The 18,060-nt window shown below is 72.3% G+C and carries 14 protein-coding genes; 4 read left to right on the top strand and 10 right to left on the bottom strand.

Annotation, left to right across the window (positions count from 1 at the left end; translation table 11 throughout):
- Positions 1-7 precede the first annotated feature (7 nt).
- The 7 genes from murD to rsmH all read right to left on the bottom strand — a co-directional run bounded on the left by murD (position 8) and on the right by rsmH (position 9,513).
- Positions 8-1,447, bottom strand: a complete 1,440-nt coding sequence (gene murD / locus KJK29_RS28485; protein ID WP_215122032.1) for a UDP-N-acetylmuramoyl-L-alanine--D-glutamate ligase — start codon at positions 1,445-1,447, stop codon at positions 8-10.
- Entirely contained in the window at positions 1,429-2,520 is a 1,092-nt protein-coding gene (gene mraY / locus KJK29_RS28480) for a phospho-N-acetylmuramoyl-pentapeptide-transferase (RefSeq protein ID WP_215124499.1), read from the bottom strand. Before mraY ends, murD begins: the two co-directional genes overlap by 19 nt.
- Positions 2,520-3,935, bottom strand: coding sequence for a UDP-N-acetylmuramoyl-tripeptide--D-alanyl-D-alanine ligase (locus KJK29_RS28475; RefSeq protein ID WP_215122031.1), 1,416 nt, complete (start codon positions 3,933-3,935; stop codon positions 2,520-2,522). The genes mraY and KJK29_RS28475 overlap by 1 nt, the downstream gene beginning before the upstream one ends.
- Before the next feature lie 28 nt (positions 3,936-3,963).
- Positions 3,964-5,484, bottom strand: coding sequence for a UDP-N-acetylmuramoyl-L-alanyl-D-glutamate--2,6-diaminopimelate ligase (locus KJK29_RS28470; RefSeq protein ID WP_215122030.1), 1,521 nt, complete (start codon positions 5,482-5,484; stop codon positions 3,964-3,966).
- A gap of 197 nt (positions 5,485-5,681) precedes the next feature.
- Positions 5,682-7,640: a peptidoglycan D,D-transpeptidase FtsI family protein gene (locus tag KJK29_RS28465; protein ID WP_285439959.1), complete on the bottom strand. Its 1,959-nt coding sequence runs from the start codon at positions 7,638-7,640 to the stop codon at positions 5,682-5,684.
- 442 nt (positions 7,641-8,082) lie between these two features.
- Positions 8,083-8,532, bottom strand: a complete 450-nt coding sequence (locus tag KJK29_RS28460; protein WP_215122028.1) for a septum formation initiator family protein — start codon at positions 8,530-8,532, stop codon at positions 8,083-8,085.
- 24 nt (positions 8,533-8,556) lie between these two features.
- The gene (gene rsmH, locus KJK29_RS28455) at positions 8,557-9,513 is read right to left on the bottom strand and encodes a 16S rRNA (cytosine(1402)-N(4))-methyltransferase RsmH (protein WP_215122027.1); all 957 of its coding nucleotides are present in this window, start codon (positions 9,511-9,513) and stop codon (positions 8,557-8,559) included.
- Positions 9,514-9,885: 372 nt separating this feature from the next.
- Here rsmH and KJK29_RS28450 point away from each other — a divergent pair, with 372 nt between their 5' ends.
- The 4 genes from KJK29_RS28450 (at position 9,886) to KJK29_RS28435 (ending at position 15,520) form a co-directional block, all read left to right on the top strand.
- Complete coding sequence (locus KJK29_RS28450; protein WP_215122026.1) at positions 9,886-10,437, top strand: beta-class carbonic anhydrase; 552 nt, start codon at positions 9,886-9,888, stop codon at positions 10,435-10,437.
- 291 nt (positions 10,438-10,728) lie between these two features.
- The gene (locus tag KJK29_RS28445) at positions 10,729-11,769 is read left to right on the top strand and encodes an AAA family ATPase (protein WP_215122025.1); all 1,041 of its coding nucleotides are present in this window, start codon (positions 10,729-10,731) and stop codon (positions 11,767-11,769) included.
- Positions 11,769-13,127, top strand: coding sequence for a DUF58 domain-containing protein (locus KJK29_RS28440; protein ID WP_215122024.1), 1,359 nt, complete (start codon positions 11,769-11,771; stop codon positions 13,125-13,127). Before KJK29_RS28445 ends, KJK29_RS28440 begins: the two co-directional genes overlap by 1 nt.
- Positions 13,127-15,520: a transglutaminase TgpA family protein gene (locus KJK29_RS28435; RefSeq protein ID WP_215122023.1), complete on the top strand. Its 2,394-nt coding sequence runs from the start codon at positions 13,127-13,129 to the stop codon at positions 15,518-15,520. The genes KJK29_RS28440 and KJK29_RS28435 overlap by 1 nt, the downstream gene beginning before the upstream one ends.
- Before the next feature lie 138 nt (positions 15,521-15,658).
- Here KJK29_RS28435 and KJK29_RS28430 read toward each other — a convergent pair whose 3' ends face one another.
- The 3 genes from KJK29_RS28430 to KJK29_RS28420 form a co-directional block, all read right to left on the bottom strand.
- Entirely contained in the window at positions 15,659-16,060 is a 402-nt protein-coding gene (locus tag KJK29_RS28430; protein WP_184596525.1) for a DUF3040 domain-containing protein, read from the bottom strand.
- A 280-nt stretch (positions 16,061-16,340) separates the two neighbouring features.
- Complete coding sequence (locus tag KJK29_RS28425; RefSeq protein ID WP_215122022.1) at positions 16,341-17,204, bottom strand: methyltransferase; 864 nt, start codon at positions 17,202-17,204, stop codon at positions 16,341-16,343.
- Positions 17,205-17,400: 196 nt separating this feature from the next.
- The gene (locus tag KJK29_RS28420; RefSeq protein ID WP_215122021.1) at positions 17,401-17,994 is read right to left on the bottom strand and encodes an SAV_6107 family HEPN domain-containing protein; all 594 of its coding nucleotides are present in this window, start codon (positions 17,992-17,994) and stop codon (positions 17,401-17,403) included.
- Positions 17,995-18,060 lie beyond the last annotated feature (66 nt).

Genomic DNA, 18,060 nt, shown 5'->3' with positions numbered 1-18,060 from the left:
CCGACCGTCAGGTGCCCGCGCCGAGTTCGCGAACCGCCTCCGCGAACGCGTCACCGCGCTTGTTGTAGTTGGTGAACATGTCCATCGAGGCGCAGGCCGGGGCCAGCAGCACCGTGTCGCCGGGCTGTGCGAGCCGCCGCGCCTCCTGGACGGCCTGGAGCATCGCCCCAGTGTCGGTCCGGTCGAGGTCGACGACGGGTACTTCCGGGGCGTGTCGCGCGAGGGCTTCCCGGATGAGCGCGCGGTCCGCGCCGATCAGCACGGCGCCGCGCAGCCGCCCCGCCGACTTGGCGACCAGCTCGTCGAAGACGGCGCCCTTGGCGAGCCCGCCCGCGATCCACACGATCGGCTCGTAGGCCGCCAACGAGGCTTCCGCCGCATGCGTGTTGGTGGCCTTGGAGTCGTCGACGTACGCGACGCCGTCCACGTCGGCCACGTGCGCGATGCGGTGGGCGTCCGGGGTGAAGGCCCGCAGACCGTCCCGTACGGCCTTGGCGGGCACCCCGTAGGCCCGGGCGAGGGCCGCCGCCGCGAGGGCGTTGGCGATGTTGTGCGGGGCCGGCGGGTTCACGTCGGCGACCTCGGCGAGCTCCTGGGCGTTCTTCTGCCGGTTCTCCACGAAGGCGCGGTCGACCAGGATGCCCTCCACGACACCGAGTTGGGAGGGCCCGGGCGTGCCCAGGGTGAAGCCGATGGCGCGGCAGCCCTCCTCGACGTCGGCCTCGCGGACCAGGTCCTCGGTGGCCTTGTCGGCCGCGTTGTAGACGCAGGCGATCTGATTGCCCTCGTAGATCCGGCCCTTGTCGGCGGCGTACGCCTCCATGGAGCCGTGCCAGTCGAGGTGGTCGGGGGCGAGGTTCAGCACGGCGGCCGAGTGGGCGCGCAGCGACGGCGCCCAGTGGAGCTGGTAGCTGGACAGTTCCACGGCGAGCACGTCGTAGCGCTCCTCGCCGAGCACCGCGTCCAGGAGCGAGACGCCGATGTTGCCGACGGCGGCGGTGCGCAGGCCCGCCGCCTCCAGGATCGAGGCGAGCATCTGGACGGTCGTGGTCTTGCCGTTGGTGCCCGTGACGGCCAGCCAGGGGGCGGCGTCGGGGCCGCGCAGGCGCCAGGCCAGTTCGACGTCGCCCCAGATCTCCAGACCCGCGGCACGAGCCGCCGCGAACAGCGGCTTGTCCGGCTTCCAGCCGGGCGCGGTGACGATCAGCTCGGAGCCCTCGGGCAGGGTGTCGCCGTCACCGAGGCGCACGGTGATGCCGAGCGCCTCCAAGTCGGCCGCCTGCGCCCGGGCGCGCTCGTCGGCGCCGTCGTTGACGACCGTGACGATCGCGCCGAGGCCGTGCAGCACCTTGGCCGCCGGGACGCCGGAGACGCCGAGCCCGGCGACGGTGATGTGCTTGCCCTGGAAGGCGAAGGGCTCCGAGGAGGTCACTTGTCCGCTGCCCATCCTGCGTAGAAGAGGCCTAGTCCGACGATCACACAAATGCCCTGAATGATCCAGAAGCGGACCACGACAAGCACTTCGGACCAGCCCTTGAGTTCGAAGTGGTGCTGGAGTGGCGCCATCCGGAAGACGCGCTTCCCGGTCAGGCGGAAGGAACCGACCTGGATCACCACGGACATGGTGATCAGGACGAAGAGGCCGCCGAGGATGGCGATCAGCAGCTCGGTGCGGGAGCAGATCGCGAGGCCGGCGAGCACACCGCCGAGCGCGAGCGAACCGGTGTCACCCATGAAGATCTTGGCCGGCGAGGTGTTCCACCACAGGAAGCCGAGGCAGGCGCCCATCAGCGCCGAGGCGACCACCGCCAGGTCGAGGGGATCTCGCACCTCGTAGCACGCGCCCGGGTTGGTCAGGGTCTGCGCGTTGGCGCAGGACTCCTGGAACTGCCAGACGCCGATGAAGGTGTAGGCGCCGAAGACCAGCACCGAGGCGCCGGTGGCCAGACCGTCCAGACCGTCGGTCAGGTTCACGCCGTTCGACATCGCGAGAATCATGAACAGCGCCCAGACGACGAACAGCACGGGTCCGATCGTCCAGCCGAAGTCCGTGATGAACGACAGCTTCGTGGAGGCGGGGGTGTTGCCGCGGTTGTCCGCGAACTGCAGCGACAGCACGGCGAACCCGATGCCGACGATCAGCTGGCCGGCCATCTTCGCCTTGGCCCGCAGACCCAGCGAACGCCGCTTGACGATCTTGATGTAGTCGTCGAGGAAGCCGACCAGGCCCATGCCGACCATCAGGCCGAGCACCAGCAGACCCGAGAAGGTCGGCGCCGCGTCGGCCTCCGGGTCCAGATAGCCCGTGATCACCTTCGCCAGGAAGTACGCGGCGACCGTCGCCAGGATGAAGGCGATACCGCCCATGGTCGGCGTACCGCGCTTGCTGGCGTGCTCGCGCGGGCCGTCGTCGCGGATGTACTGGCCGTAGCCCTTGCGGGCGAGCAGCTTGATCAGCAGCGGGGTGCCGACCAGGGTCAGGAAGAGGCCAATGACTCCTGCGAACAGGATCTGCTTCATCATCGGGCGGAAACCTCACCCTCGGCACCGGACTCGAGGAGCGCCTGCGCCACGCTCTCGAGGCCGACCGAACGGGACGCCTTCACGAGCACGACATCCCCCGGGCGCAACTCGCTGCGCAACAGGTCGACCGCCGCCTGTGCGTCGGACACGTGCACCGACTCCTCACCCCACGAACCCTCGTTATATGCGCCCAGTTGCAGCCAGGCGGCTTCCCTGCCACCGACCGCGACGAGCTTGCTGACGTTGAGCCGGACGGCGAGCCGCCCGACCGCGTCGTGCTCGGCGAGAGCCTCGTCCCCGAGCTCGGCCATCTTGCCGAGCACCGCCCAGGTCCGCCGCCCCTTGCCCATCGCCGCGAGCGCGCGCAGAGCGGCTCGCATGGACTCGGGGTTCGCGTTGTAGGCGTCGTTGACGATCGTCACGCCGTCCGGGCGCTCGGTGACCTCCATCCGCCAGCGGGAGAGGGAGCCCGCCTCGGAGAGCGCCACGGCGATCTCGTCTGCGGACATGCCCAGTTCGTGGGCGACGGCGGCCGCGGCGAGCGCGTTCGACACGTGGTGCTCACCGTACAGGCGCATGGTCACGTCACTTGCACCGGAGGGTGTGTGAAGCCTGAACGAGGGCTGTCCGCTGTCCGTGAGTCGCACGTTCTCGGCGGAGACGTCCGCTTCGCCGGACTCTCCGAAAAAGATCACCTTCGCCTTCGTACGGGCGGCCATGGCCCGCACGTAGGGGTCGTCCGCGTTCAGGATGGCGGTTCCGCCCTCGGCCTCGGACGGGAGCGCCTCGACGAGTTCGCCCTTCGCCTGGGCGATCTGCTCACGGCCGCCGAACTCGCCGATGTGGGCGCTGCCGACGTTGAGGACGAGGCCGACCTTCGGGGGCGTCAGACCGGCGAGGTAGCTGATGTGCCCGATACCCCGGGCGCCCATCTCCAGGACGAGGAACCTGGTCTCCTCGGTGGCGCTGAGCGCGGTCAGCGGCAGTCCGATCTCGTTGTTGAGGGAGCCGGGCGTGAACACCGTCGGCGCCTTGCGCTGGAGCACCTGCGCGATGAGGTCCTTGGTGCTGGTCTTGCCCGCCGAGCCGGTGAGGGCGACGAGGGTGGCACCGAGACGGCGTACGACGTGCCGGGCGAGGGCGCCGAGGGCGCTCTGGACGTCGTCCACGACGATCGCGGGCACGCCGACGGGCCGGGTGCCGAGCACGGCCACCGCTCCCGCCTCGACGACCGCCGCCGCGTAGTCGTGTCCGTCCACGCGCTCGCCGGCGAAGGCGGCGAACAGGCTGCCCGGCACCGCCTCGCGAGAGTCACGGACGACCGGTCCGGTGACCTGGACGGACGGATCCGGTATGTCGTGTGTCTGCCCGCCGACGACTTCTGCGATCTCGGCGAGGGAGAGGGCGATCACAAGTTCATCCCCTGGGTCTTCTGGATTTTCATCCCTGGGTCTTCTGGACGGCTTCGCGAAGTACCTGGCGGTCGTCGAAGGGACGGACCACCCCGGCGATGTCCTGGCCCTGCTCATGGCCCTTGCCCGCGACCAGCACGGTGTCGCCGGGCTCGGCACGGGCGACGGCGGCGGCGATCGCGGCGGCCCGGTCCTCGAAGACCTGCACCTCGCCACGCTCGAACGCGGGCACGGAGGCCGCGCCCTGGAGCATCGTGGCGAGGATCGCGAGGGGGTCCTCGGAGCGGGGGTTGTCGGAGGTCAGTACGGCGGTGTCGGCGAGCCGGGCCGCGGCGGCGCCCATGGGCTCGCGCTTGGACTTGTCCCGGTCGCCGCCGCAGCCGAGGACGATGTGCAGCTTGCCCTCGGTGACCTTGCGGAGGGCCTTGAGGACCGATTCGACCGCGTCGGTCTTGTGGGCGTAGTCGACGACCGCGAGGTAGGGCTGACCGGCGTCCACGCGCTCCAGACGGCCCGGCACGCCGGGTACGGCGGCGACACCGTCGGCGGCGGCCTGCGGGTCGAGGCCGGCGACGGCCAGGGCGACGATCGCGGCGAGGGTGTTGGCCACGTTGAAGGGGCCCGGCAGCGGTGACTTGGCGCTGATCCGCTCACCCTTGGGGCCGATGACGGTGAACGTCGAGTCGAGTTGGCCGACCTCGACGTCCTCGGCGCGCCAGTCGGCGTCGGGGTGGCCCTCGGCGGAGTAGGTGACGACCGGGACGGTGGCCTCGTTCGCGAGCCTGCGGCCGTACTCGTCGTCGATGTTGACCACGCCGAGTTTGCCGCGTCCCGGCGTGAAGAGCTGCGCCTTGGCCTGGAAGTAGTCCTCCATGCCGGAGTGGAACTCCATGTGCTCCGGGCTGAGGTTGGTGAAGACGCCGATGTCGAAGACACAGGCGTCGACCCGGCCGAGGACCAGGGCGTGGCTGGAGACCTCCATGGCGACGGCGTCGACGCCGCGTTCGAGCATGACGGCGAACAGGGCCTGGAGGTCGGTGGCCTCGGGGGTGGTGCGCTCGGACTTGATGCGCTCGTCGCCGATGCGCATCTCGACCGTGCCGATCAGGCCGGTGGACCTGACGGTCTTCAGGCCGCCCTCGACGAGGTAGGCCGTGGTGGTCTTGCCGGAGGTGCCGGTGATGCCGATCTGGAGCAGGTCCCGGCCGGGGTGGCCGTAGATCGTGGCGGCCAGCTCGCCCATCTGCGCGCGCGGGTCGTCGACGACGAGGACCGGCAGCCCGGACTCCGCGGCGCGCTCGGCGCCGGTGGGGTCGGTGAGCACGGCTGCCGCGCCGAGGCCGGCGGCCTGCGTGACGAAGTCGGCGCCGTGCAGGCGAGCGCCCGGGAGGGCGGCGTACAGATCGCCGGGGCGTACGGCGCGCGAGTCGTGGGTGATGCCCGTGACCTCGGCGGCGCTCTCCGGCGTGGGAACACCCAGCTGATCGGAGAGTTCCGCGAGGGGTGTGGCGGAGACCTGCACCGGCCTGGGCGGCCCGGGGTATGTCACGGGATGGCCCTTCTGGGTGGTTTGGGACTGATCAGCGTGTGGCACGGCGGTGAGCGTACCGGGCGCACCCGCCTCCGGGCGAAGTGAGGGGGCGGGGGTGCTCTGGTTCCCGGGGTCGGGGGTGATCGTTGTCACGGGGGCGGTCCTGGTGGCTCGGTGATGCTCGGTGCTGATCAGGGCTCGGGGTTCGGTTCCGGTCAGTTCTGGAAGGAGACGGGCAGCTTCGCGGCCTTGGCGCCGGTCGGCGGGACCTGGAGGGACTTCAGTGCGAACTCCATGACCCGCTTGTAGACGGGGCCGCAGATCTGGCCGCCGAAGTAGCTGCCCTGGGTGGCGTTCTGGATGGCGCAGTAGACGGTCACGCGGGGCTTGTCGGCGGGCGCGAAGCCGGCGAAGGACGAGGTATAGCCGTGGTACTTGCCGGTGGCCGGATCCACGCGGTTGGCCGTGCCCGTCTTGCCCGCGACGCGGTAGCCGGGGATGCGCGCCTTGGTGCCGGTGCCCTCCTCGTCGTCCACGACGGACTCCAGCATCTGGGCGAGGGTCTTCGCCGTCTTGGTGCTGACGACCCGCGTCTTCTTGGGCTCGGGGGCCGGGGCGAAGCGGCCTTCGGGGCCCTTGGTGCCGCGGACGAGCGAGGGTTCGACGCGGACGCCGCCGTTGGCGATGGTCGAGTACACGGACGCCGCCTGCATGGCGTTGATGGAGACGCCTTGGCCGAAAGGAATCGTGTACTGCTGCGAGGTCGACCACTTGTCGGGCGGGGCGAGGATGCCCTTGGTCTCGCCGGGGAAGCCGAGGCCGGTGTAGTCGCCGAGGCCGAACTTGCGCAGGTAGTCGTAGAGGACCTTGTTGGACTGGGCCTGGGTCTTGCGGAGCTGGCCGGTGGCGAGGATGGTGCCGATGTTGCTCGACTTGGCGAGGACGCCGTTGAGCGTCAGGTACCAGGTCGGGTGGTCGATGTCGTCCTTGAAGAGCCGGTCGCCGCGGTGCAGCCGGTTGGGCACGACGACGTGGGTCATCGGGGTGGCGGTGTTCTCCTGGAGGACGGCGGCCATCGACATGACCTTGGCGGTGGAGCCGGGCTCGAAGGCGTCCTGGACGGCCGCGTTGCCGAGCGCCGCCGAGTCGGCGTCCGACAGGTCGTTGGGGTCGAAGCCGGGTGAGTTGGCCATGGCCAGGATCTGTCCGGTGCGGGTGTCCTGGACGATGACGTAGCCGCGGTCGGCCGCGGACTCCTTCACCTGGTCGCTGATGGCCTTCTGGGCGGCCCACTGGATGTCGCGGTCGATGGTGAGCTCGACGTCGCTGCCGGGCACGGCGGGGGTCTCGGTGGAACCCACGGTGGGGACGAGACGGCCGCCGGACTGGGCGTAGCGGATCTTGCCGTCCTTGCCGGCCAGTTCCTTGTCCAGCTGCAGTTCGATGCCGCCGCCGGGCTTGCCCTCGCCGTTGACCCAGCCCAGTATCCCGGCGGCGAGGTCGCCGTTGGGGTACACGCGCTTGCTGGTGGCGACGGAGAAGACACCCGCGAGGACGTTGTGCGCTGACTTGTCCGTCTCCTCCTTCTTGGCCAGCGCGGACTTCAGGTCCTTGATCTGCTTCCAGACCTGCGGGGTCTGCCGGGAGGCCAGCTTCGCGTAGCGCAGGTTCTTGTTCTTCGGCCGCAGCTTCTCGACCAGGGCTTCCTGGTCCTGGCCGAGGATCGGCGCGAGGAGCGCGGCGGCCTGCTCGGGCCCGTCACCGATCTTCAGGTGGTCCGGGGCGAACATGGTGGGGTCGGCCGTGATGTCGTAGGCGTCCTCACTGGTCGCCAGGGCCACACCGGACCGGTCGGTGATCTCGCCCCGGTCGGCTGCCAGCACCTGCCCGACATAGCGGTTCTGCTCGGCCTTGGCCGCGTACGTGCTCGCGTCGACGGCCTGCACCTGGAACAGCCGCACGACGAAGGCGATCATCACCAGCGTCAGCGCGAGCCCGACCAGCCGCAGCCGGGGCCGGGGACTGCCCAGCCGCAGCGGCCGGGACGCCCCCGGCCGTCCCTGACCCGGCCGCCGCACCGGCCGCGCACCGGGCCCCGGCCGCCGCCGGGCATCAGACCGAGCGGGCCTGGCAGGACCGGGCACACGCCGGCGCGGGGGTTCCCTGTCGGACACTTCCGTCACCTGCCGGGGGTCGGGGTGGACTGGGGACTGACGGACACGGCTGGGGCCCCACGGCCGATCCGGCCCCGGGCCTCGGGGCCGAGGGCGCACAACGGCGACGGCCCGGCGAACACCCGAGCGGCCGCGAGCCCACGAGGGGACACCGCGCCAGGGGCCGGACGAACGCCGGGATCACGGAGACAGGCGGACCCGGCCAGGCCCGCCGCACGGCGGCACCGGGCATCGAGCCCGCCGGCCCCGGCACCGCCACGGGCTTGACCCAACGGAGACCACCCGGCAGACACCCGAGCTACCCGGCCCGAGACCCGAGCCACCGCGAATCCGCGAGCGGAGACCGCGCCAAGAGCCGGGCGAGCGCCGGGATCACGAGGGCAGGCGGGCTCGGCGAGGGCCGGGGCACGCCGGCGCGGGGGTTCCCTGTCGGACACTTCCGTCACCTGCCGGGGGTCGGGGCGGGGCCGTTGGGCATGGCCTCGGGGGCGAGGACGAGGGGGATGTGGGCGGCGGTCTGCCAGGCGCCGGGGGCGGCACTGGGGACGCCCTTGACGGTGCCGTCGCGCTCGAGGAAGGCCGGGTCGCCGCCGGGGACCATGCCGAGCTCGCGGGCGCGGCGCTGAAGGGCCTCGGGGGCGGAGTAGGCGTCGATGTCCCGCTGGAGGGCCTGTTCCTCGTCGGTGAGGCTCTTGGTCTCGCGCTGGAGATCGTCGAGCTTGAACGCGCCTTCGCTGAGCGCCGAGTTCAGCACCAGGAGACTGATGAGGCCGCCGCCGAGCAGGAGGACCACGAGGAGCACGAACGGCATGCGGGCCGCCTGTGCCTTACCGGTCGGGAAGAGCCGCGCGAGACCGGCCGCCCTCCCCTTGAGTTCGGGTTTACTGCTCACTCACGCTCCCTCGGGTCACGTGGCTCACTCGACGTCCTCCCTGATGCGCTGCGCCCCGCGCAACCGCGCCGGTGCCGCCCGCCGGTTCTCGGCGATCTCCTCTTCCGTGGGGAGTTCGGCACCACGGGTGAGCAGCTTGAGCCGCGGCTGGTAACGCTCGGGCACGACGGGCAGTCCGGGCGGCGCGGTGGTGGCGGCGCCCGCCGCGAAGACCTGCTTGACCAGACGGTCCTCCAGCGAGTGGTACGACAGCACCGCGATCCGCCCGCCCACGTCGAGCGCCTTCACCGCGGCCGGGATCGCCCGCTCCAGGACGGACAGCTCGCCGTTGACCTCGATGCGCAGCGCCTGGAAGGTGCGCTTGGCCGGGTTGCCGCCGGTGCGCTTGGCGGCCTGCGGCAGGGCGTCCCGGATCAGCTCGACGAGCCGCGCGCTGTTGCTGAACGGCTCCTTCTCGCGCTCGCGCACGACCGCGGCCACGATCCGCTTGGCCTGCTTCTCCTCGCCGTACGCCCGCAGGATGCGGACGAGTTCGCCCGGCGGGTACGTGTTGAGGACCTCGGCGGCGCTGGCTCCCGTCGTCTGGTCCATCCGCATGTCGAGCGGGGCGTCCTGGGCGTAGGCGAAGCCGCGGTCGGCCTCGTCGAGCTGCATGGAGGAGACGCCGAGGTCGAAGAGAACGCCCTGCACGCGCGCGATGCCGAGCTTGTCCAGCACCTCGGGCAGTTCGTCGTACACCGCGTGGACGAGGGTGGCGCGCCCCCCGTAGGACGCGAGGCGCTCACCGGACAGGCGCAGGGCCTCCTTGTCGCGGTCGAGGGCGACGAGCCGCGCCCCGGGGAACCGCTCGAGCAGCGCCTCGCTGTGGCCGCCGAGGCCGAGGGTGCAGTCGACGACCACCGCCTCCGGGCCCTCCAGGGCGGGTGCCAGCAGGTCCAGGCACCGCTGGAGCATCACCGGGACGTGTCGACTCTGGCTCAAGGGGGCCTCTCAGATCCGGCACGGGCCCACGCACCGCCGGGTCCCCGCCCGCTGCTGAAGGGGAGGCCTGCCGGCGCCGGAAGCGTCAGCCGACCGGGAGCGGGAGGAGGCCGAGCCGTACGTACGCGCCGCGCACGTGGGGAGATCGCCGGGCGTCGCCGGGTCTCCGGGGAAATCAGTCCAGCGGGGAGAGTCTCGCCTCCCGCTTCGCGTCACTTTAGTCCACCGTGTCTCCCGGTCAATCAACCGGCCTGCGCGTCGCGACCGGCGGGCACACCACCCTTGTGGGTTACCTCACCACAAGGCCCGATGGCGTTCTTTGTCCCCTCTCACAGCGGCCCCGGAACGGTCGTGACCAGTACCGTCATGGATATGACGACTTCTGCATCATTTCCCACGGGTTCGGAGAGCGCCGGCACCGGAAGCGGCACGGTCACCGACCGCATCGTCGACGCCAACACCCGCTACGCCGCCGACTTCGGCCACGCCGGGATGGCCGCCGCACCCGCCCTGCACGTGGCGGTCGTGGCCTGCATGGACGCCCGCCTCGACCCGCTCGCCACGCTCGGCCTCGAACTCGGCGACTGCCACACCATCCGCAACGCCGGCGGCGTGGTCACCGACGACGTGATCCGCTCGCTCACCATCAGCCAGCGCAAGCTGGGGACGCGCAGCGTCGTCCTCGTCCACCACACCGGCTGCGGCATGGAGACCCTCACCGAGGACTTCCGGGGGGAGCTGGAGGCCGAGGTCGGCCAGCGCCCGGTCTGGGCCGTGGAGTCCTTCCAGGACGCCGACCAGGACGTACGGCAGTCGATGCGGCGCCTGCGCACCTCGCCGTTCCTGCCGCACACCGACGACATCCGCGGATTCGTCTACGACGTCAGGACGGGCCTGCTGCGGGAGATCGACCCCGCCTCCTGACCTGGTCACCCGCCCCCGGCCCCACCCCGGAGCCGGCCTCTCGCGGCTGTCGAAATCCTGTCAGTCACACGTTCGAAAGGGTGCCAAGGCCGACATATCGCGGCCAGTTATCCACAGTCGAGTGACACGAATCGGTAACGGCAGCAAGAATGCGGGAGTGACGTCACGCTGAGCGTTTCACGCGTGGTGTCCGTGGTTCGGGGTGGGCCGACGCGCGGCATGCGGCGTCGGCCGGGGAAAATGGGGTATCCCGTGCTCCCCGGGAGTACGGGAAAGGCCGAGGAGGGCCGGGTGACGACCTATGACGATCGAGCGAGCCTCACTGATCTGACCGCCGTGGTGGAGCGGGTGCGGGAGTCGGTGGAAGGCGTGATCGAGGGCAAGCCCGAGGTCGTACGGCTCTCGCTGACCGTGCTGCTCGCCGAGGGACATCTGCTGATCGAGGACGTCCCGGGAGTCGGCAAGACGATGCTGGCCAAGGCGCTGGCGCGGTCCATCGACTGCTCGGTGCAGCGCATCCAGTTCACGCCCGACCTGCTGCCCTCGGACATCACCGGTGTGTCCATCTGGGACCAGCAGCGCCGTGACTTCGAGTTCAAGCCGGGCGCGATCTTCGCGCAGGTCGTGATCGGCGACGAGATCAACCGCGCCTCGCCCAAGACGCAGTCCGCGCTCCTGGAGTCGATGGAGGAGCGGCAGGTCACCATCGACGGCGACACCTACGAACTGCCCAGCCCCTTCATGGTGGTGGCGACGCAGAACCCGGTCGAGATGGAGGGCACCTACCCGCTGCCGGAGGCCCAGCGCGACCGTTTCATGGCCCGGGTCTCGGTCGGCTACCCCAGCGCGGAGGCCGAGTTGCAGATGCTGGACGTGCACGGCGGCGTCTCGCCGCTGGAGGACCTCCAGCCCGTGGCCCACGCGCACGAGATCCTCAAGCTGATCGAGGCGGTGCGCGGCGTGCACGTCGCCGAGCCGGTCCGGCGCTACGTGGTGGACCTGGTCGGCGCCACGCGCACGCACCCCGACCTCAGACTGGGCGCCTCCCCGCGCGCGACGCTGCACCTGCTGCGCGCGGCGAAGGCGTCCGCGGCCCTCAGCGGCCGGGAGTACGCGCTGCCGGACGACGTGCAGGCGCTGGCCGTCGCCGTCCTGGCCCACCGCCTGCTGCCCACCGCCCAGGCCCAGCTGGGCCGCCGCACCTCCGAGCAGGTCGTCGAGGAGATCCTGCAGCGCACCCCGGTGCCGGCGGCGCCGCAGCCGCAGAGCGGCTTCGGCGGCCTGGGCCGCGGGGTTCCGGCGTATCCCCAGCAGCCGCCGCGGAGGCTGTGATGACCACCGCGGGGACGGGGCACGCGGAGGCCGACCAGGACGAGAAGGGCGGCATCCGCACCGCCCTGGCCGGTCTGACCACCCGCGGACGCTCCTTCCTGGCCGCCGGCGTCGCGGCCGCCGTCTGCGCCTATGTGCTCGGGCAGAGCGACCTGCTGCGCGTGGGGCTGCTGCTGGCGGTGCTGCCACTCGTGTGCGCGACGGTCCTGTACCGCACGCGCTACCGGGTCGCGGGCAGCCGCCGCCTCTCCCCCGCGCGCGTGCCCGCCGGCAGCGAGGCCCGGGTCCACCTGCGGATGGACAACGTCTCGCGGCTGCCCACGGGCCTGCTGATGCTCCAGGACCGGGTGCCGTACGTGCTCGGCCCCCGGCCGCGCTTCGTGCTGGACCGAGTGGAGGCGGGGGGCCGCCGCGAGGTGTCCTACCGGGTGCGCTCGGACCTGCGCGGCCGCTACCCGCTGGGCCCGCTCCAGCTGCGCCTGACCGACCCGTTCGGCATGTGCGAGCTGACCCGGTCCTTCTCGACGTACGACAACCTCACGGTGATCCCGCGCGTGGAGCCGCTGGCGCCGGTGCGCCTCAGCGGTGAGGCGAAGGGGTACGGCGACGGACGGCAGCGTTCGCTCGCGCTGGCCGGCGAGGACGACGTGATCCCGCGCGGGTACCGCTACGGCGACGATCTGCGCCGCGTGCACTGGCGCTCCACGGCCCGCTACGGCGAGTTGATGGTGCGCCGCGAGGAACAGCCGCAGCGCGCCCGCTGCACGGTGCTGCTCGACACCCGGGGCATCGCCTTCCAGGGCGCGGGCCCGGACGCGGCCTTCGAGTGGGCCGTGGCGGGCGCCGCGTCCGTGCTGGTGCACATGCTCGAACAGGGCTTCTCGGTACGGCTGTTGACCGACACCGGCAGCGCCGTGCCCGGCGAGGGCGGCGACGGCTTCGCGGGCGCGAGCCAGGGGTCGGCGGACGCGGCCGGGCTGATGATGGACACCCTCGCGGTGATCGACCACTCCGACGGCGCGGGCCTGTCCCGGGCCTACGACGTCCTGCGCGGGGGGAACGAGGGGCTGCTGGTGGCCTTCCTCGGCGACCTGGACGAGGAGCAGGCGGCCGTGGTGGCCAGGATGCGCCAGCGCGGCGGAGGCGGCGTCGCCTTCGTGCTGGACAGCGAGACCTGGGTGCGGGAACCGAGTGACGTGACCGGTCCGTCGGACGGGAGCGAGGAGCGGCTGCGCATGCTGCGCGAGGCGGGCTGGACGACCGTGGGCGTGCCCCGGGGGGCTTCCCTGGACGAGTTGTGGCGACAGGCGGACCGGGAGCGCAGGGGCGTGGCCGCGGCGGGCGGGGAGGGACCGTGATGAGCGGGCGGATACGACTGACGCTGGGCGCGTGGGCGGCCGCCGTGATGGCCTCGTGCGCCCTGCTGCCCCTCGTCAGACCGGCCACGTGGATCGTGCAGGCGGCCTTCCTGCTGGGCGTGCAGGCGGGCGTGGGGGCCGCGACACGCAGGGTGCCGCTGGCCAGGCCGCTGACGGTCGCTGCGCAGGCCGTGGTCATGGTGTTCCTGCTGACGTTCGTCTTCGCCCGTGAGCAGGCCCTCGCCGGGCTGGTCCCGGGGCCGGAGGCCCTCGACCGCTTCGCGATCCTGCTCCGGCAGGGCGGGGACGACATCGCGCGGTACGCGATCCCGGCCCCTCTGGAGTCCGACGGCATCCGGCTGATGCTCATCGGCGGGGTCCTGATCATCGGGCTGCTGGTGGACGCCCTCGCGGTGACCTTCCGCAGCGCCGCTCCGGCCGGGCTGCCGCTGCTCGCGCTGTACTCGGTGGCCGCGGGGCTCTCCGACGGGGGCACGGACTGGCTGTGGTTCCTGGTCGCGGCGGCCGGCTATCTGATGCTGCTGCTGGCCGAGGGGCGGGACCGTCTCTCCCAGTGGGGGCGGGTCTTCGGCGGGGCCCCGCGCACGGCCGGAGAGGAGCAGAGCGGGGCGGTCGCCCCGGTCCGCACCGGCCGGCGCATCGGTGTGGTCGCGCTGGGCATCGCCCTGGTGGTGCCGCTCGGCCTGCCCGCGATGAACGGCGGCCTGCTGGACTCGGTGGGGGCGGGCGCCGGTTCCGGCTCGGGCGGCGGCGGCACGATCTCCGCCGTGAACCCGCTGGTGTCGCTGCGGGACAGCCTGAACGCGGACGAGGACCAGCAGGTCCTGTCCGTGAAGACCAAGGTGCCGGACGTCTCGGACCTGTATCTGCGGATCGTGTCCCTGGACGACTTCGACGGCACGACCTGGAAGCCGTCCCGGCGGTCCATCACCGCCCTCCCCGACGGCACGTTCCCGACGCCGATCGGTCTCGGCCCGGACGTGAAGCGCACGGAGTTCGACACCACGATCTCCGCGGCCGACTGGTACGCCCAGGACTGGCTGCCCATGCCGTATCCGCCGAGCGGGGTGAACATCCGGGGCAACTGGCGCTACGAGCCCCTGGGCATGACGCTGGTCGGCGATCACGGCCAGAACACCCGGGGCCTGACATACCAGGTCAAGAGCCTGGACGTGCAGCCGACGGCGGAACAGCTCGCCTCGGCGCCGAAGCCGCCGGCGTCCATCGACCGCGATTTCACCAAGCTGCCCGACTCGCTGCCTTCGGTGGTGGCGAGCACGGCCCGCAAGGTCACCGCGGGCGCGGCCAACCCCTACGACCAGGCGGTCAAGCTCCAGGACTGGTTCGCCGTGACCGGCGGCTTCGAGTACGACACCCAGGTGCAGGTCGGCAGCGGTTCGCAGGCGATCGCCCGCTTCCTGAAGGACAAGCAGGGTTTCTGCGTGCACTTCTCCTTCGCGATGGCGGCGATGGCCCGCTCCCTGGACATACCGGCCCGGGTCGCGGTGGGCTTCGCGCCCGGTTCCCCGCAGGCGGACGGCTCGGTGTCGGTGGGCCTGCGGGACGCGCACGCCTGGCCCGAGCTGTACTTCGAGGGCGTGGGCTGGACCCGCTTCGAGCCGACTCCGAACCGCGGCTCGATGCCGTCGTACACGCTGCCGGAGGACCAGGGCAGCTCGGTGCCGGACCCCGCGCGCCCGACCGAGACGTCCTCCGCCGCGCCCTCAGCGGCGCCCTCGACGCGCGAGAGCTGCACGCCGGAGCAGAAGAGGCTGGACGGCGGGTGCGCGAGCGAGTCGCCGCAGGCGGCGCTGCCCACGGACGACGACGGCCCGAAGTGGTACGCGATCCTGGTCTGGGCCCTGGCGGGCCTCGCCGCCCTGGCGCTCCCGCTGGCCCCGATGCTGTGGCGTCTGCGGACGCGCACGGTCCGGCTGGGGGCGCACGGCCGCGGCGAGGCGGACGCGGCTCCGCACACGCTGGCCGTCTGGCAGGAGCTGACCGACACCGCGTGGGACTTCGGCATCACCCCGGACGAGTCACAGACCCCGCGCAAGGCGGCCGCCCGCATCGTCGCGCTGGGCGGGCTCGAAGGGGCGCCTGCGGCCTCGGTGCACCGGGTGGCGAACGCGGTGGAGCAGGTCCTGTACGCGCCGCAGCCCCGCCCGACGGCGGGCATCGCGGACGACGTCCGCCGGGCGTCGGCGGGTCTGAGCGCCGCGGTCGGCAGGGGCGCCAGGATCCGCGCGGTTCTCGCGCCGCGCTCCACGGTGCGTGTGGTGTGGACGGCGTCGGCCTGGTGGTCGGGGGTGCGGGAGCGCGTCCTGGCGATGCGGCCGACGTGGCGGAAGGCCTCGGGGCAGCAGGGCTGAAGCCCGCCGGGCGCCGCCGGGCCCCGGCGGCGCCCGGCGTCGACGGCATGCGTCAGGGGGTGACCACCGACTCGGTGGTCACCCCCTGATTCACGTCAGCGGTGGGGACCAGTCCCGTGGGGACTAGACCCGTGGGAACTAGTGGCCGCCCTGTTCGTCGCGGCGCTTCTGCCAGCGCTGCTCGATGCGGTCCATCATGGAGCGCTTCTGCCGGCCGCCCTGGCGGCGGGCCTGCGGTCCGGCGGCGCCTGCCGCCTGTTCTCCTGGCTTGGGGGCCTTGCGCCAGCCGGTCACGGCGAGCACCGCACAGCCCAGCATGACGAGGAAGCCCACGACGCTGAGCCAGACCTGCTTGGCGACCATACCGGCCATGAGGAGCGCAATACCTACGAGGAAGCCGGCGACCGCCTGGTAGACCCGTCGCCGGGTGTACGTACGCAGTCCGCTTCCCTCGAGCGCCGTCGCGAACTTGGGATCTTCGGCGTACAGCGCTCGCTCCATCTGCTCGAGCATGCGCTGCTCGTGCTCCGAGAGCGGCACGGAGTCCTCCTCATCGTGCAGTCGCCGGGGGCGACCCGGGGGGTCTCTTCAGGATAGGCAGGGAATCGCCCCCGTGAAACCCGCCCCTCTGCGCCAACTGACCAACCGGTACCCGACATGGACGTCCCGGCTCGCTGAGGCTTCCATTCCCCGGCGGCCGACCCGTCATGCCGGAACGGTCTCCCTCGATCATACGGCGCCAAGCCCCCATTCGGGGGGCCTGTGGCGTACTCCATGCACAGTCAAGGCGCTGATCAGGGGTGGTACCCCATGAAGCGGCTCAGGCCCCGGCCGCCTCACCGGTCTCGCCGGCCCCACCGGTCCCAGCGGCCCCGGCGGTCTCACCCAGCACATGCAGTTGCGTGGCCACCGAGTGGAAGGCCGACAGCTCGGCCGCGGCCTCCTCCAGCTTCAGCAGCGCTTCCAGGGCCCCGGGCTCGGTGTCCACGAGGACGCCGGGCACGAGGTCGGCGAAGACCCGCACGCCGTGCACGGCCCCGACCCGCAGGCCCGCGCCCTCCACGAGGTCCGTGAGCTGCTCGGCGGTGAAGCGGCGCGGCACGGGGTCACCCGTGCCCCATCGGCCGTTCGGGTCGTCGAGGGCCTGCTTGGCCTCCTTGAAGTGACCTGCGAGGGCGCGGGCGAGCACGGCACCCCCGAGACCGGCGGCGAGCAGGCTCAGGACGCCCTCCGGGCGCAGGGCGGCCACCGCGTTGCGGACGCCCTCGGCGGGATCGTCCATGTACTCCAGGACGCCGTGGCACAGCACCACGTCGTAGCCGCCGCGCTCCGCCACGTCGAAGAGGCCGTGGGCGTCGCCCTGCACGCCCTTGACCCGGTCGGCGACGCCGGCCTCGGCGGCGCGGCGCTCCAGGGCGAACAGCGCGTTGGGGCTGGGGTCGACGACGGTGACCCGGTGGCCGAGGCGGGCGGCGGGCACCGCGAAGTTGCCGCTGCCGCCGCCGGTGTCGAGGACGTCCAGCGATTCCCGGCCCGTGGCCTTGACCCGGCGCTCCAGGGCGTCCTGGACGACCTCCCAGACCACGGCCGTACGCAGTGAGGCACGCGACCGGGAAGGGCCGGAGCGCGACGACGCCGGTTCAGCGTGGTGAGGGGAGACGGGCGGGCGCATCGGGTCCGACACGGCAGTTGACTCCTCGGCGCGGCACCGCCTCTTGCGCGGCGGAGCGAACGGGGCGCCTCCCCCGGCCCCGGCTACGGGGAGGGAAGACTTCAGGCGTCTCCCACCCTATTGCCTCGGACACGGCGGCCCGCATGAGCGGTCCCGCCCCGGACCGGAGGCAGTGCCGGCCGGGTGGATCCGGGGCGCAGCCCGCCGGTCAGCCGGCGTCCGGCATGCCCCTCCCCACGCCGGGATCCTCCGGCCGGTCCCGGCCCCTGTCCCGGTTCCGGTCCCGGTCGCGGTCCGGGCGCGGCTGTGGGAGGACCGGCTGGAGGACGAGCATGCGCTCGACGAGGCGGAGGAACATCGACACGTCCCGTATCAGGTCGTCGGCGTCCCGGACGCTCGCCGCGCCCTCGATGCCCGCCTCGGCGCGGGCCCGGCGCCGGGCTCCGGCGGCGAACAGCGCGCTCCACTCGGTCAGTTCGGGTGCGATCTCGGGGAGGACCTCCCAGGCGCTCCTGATCTTGGTCCGGGCGCGGGTCGAGGTCTCGGGCCTCCCCCGGGCCGCGAGGACGGCGGCGGCGGTGCGGAGGGCGGCGAGATGGGCCGTCGCGTAGCGCTCGTTCGGAGTGCCCAGGGCGGTGGCCTCGTCGAGACCGGAGCGGGCCTGGGCGAGCAGGTCGAGGGCGGCGGGCGGGGCCGTGGCCCGGCGGAGCACGGGGTGCACGTCGCTCGCGGGGCCGGTCAGTGAGGGGGCAGGGCCGGTGGCGCGGCGCCGGCGGGCGGCGGCTGCGTGATAGCTGGCCATGACGAACCTCCTGTCGTCGTGTGACGGCGGCTCCTCCCAGGGAGTGCCGTATGTGACCCATCGTGA

This window comes from Streptomyces koelreuteriae, assembly GCF_018604545.1.
Taxonomy (GTDB): domain Bacteria; phylum Actinomycetota; class Actinomycetes; order Streptomycetales; family Streptomycetaceae; genus Streptomyces; species Streptomyces koelreuteriae.
The sequence above is the reverse complement of the archived record's forward strand: the minus strand, read 5'-3'. Positions and strand labels throughout refer to the sequence as shown.

Bases quoted from the DNA above. Each gene is read 5' to 3' on its own strand.
- mraY (WP_215124499.1), bottom strand. From the start codon at position 2,520: ATGAAGCAGATCCTGTTCGCAGGAGTCATTGGCCTCTTCCTGACCCTG.
- KJK29_RS28435 (WP_215122023.1), top strand. From the start codon at position 13,127: ATGAGCGGGCGGATACGACTGACGCTGGGCGCGTGGGCGGCCGCCGTG.
- KJK29_RS28450 (WP_215122026.1), top strand. From the start codon at position 9,886: ATGACGACTTCTGCATCATTTCCCACGGGTTCGGAGAGCGCCGGCACC.
- murD (WP_215122032.1), bottom strand. From the start codon at position 1,447: ATGGGCAGCGGACAAGTGACCTCCTCGGAGCCCTTCGCCTTCCAGGGC.
- KJK29_RS28420 (WP_215122021.1), bottom strand. From the start codon at position 17,994: ATGGCCAGCTATCACGCAGCCGCCGCCCGCCGGCGCCGCGCCACCGGC.
- KJK29_RS28440 (WP_215122024.1), top strand. From the start codon at position 11,769: ATGACCACCGCGGGGACGGGGCACGCGGAGGCCGACCAGGACGAGAAG.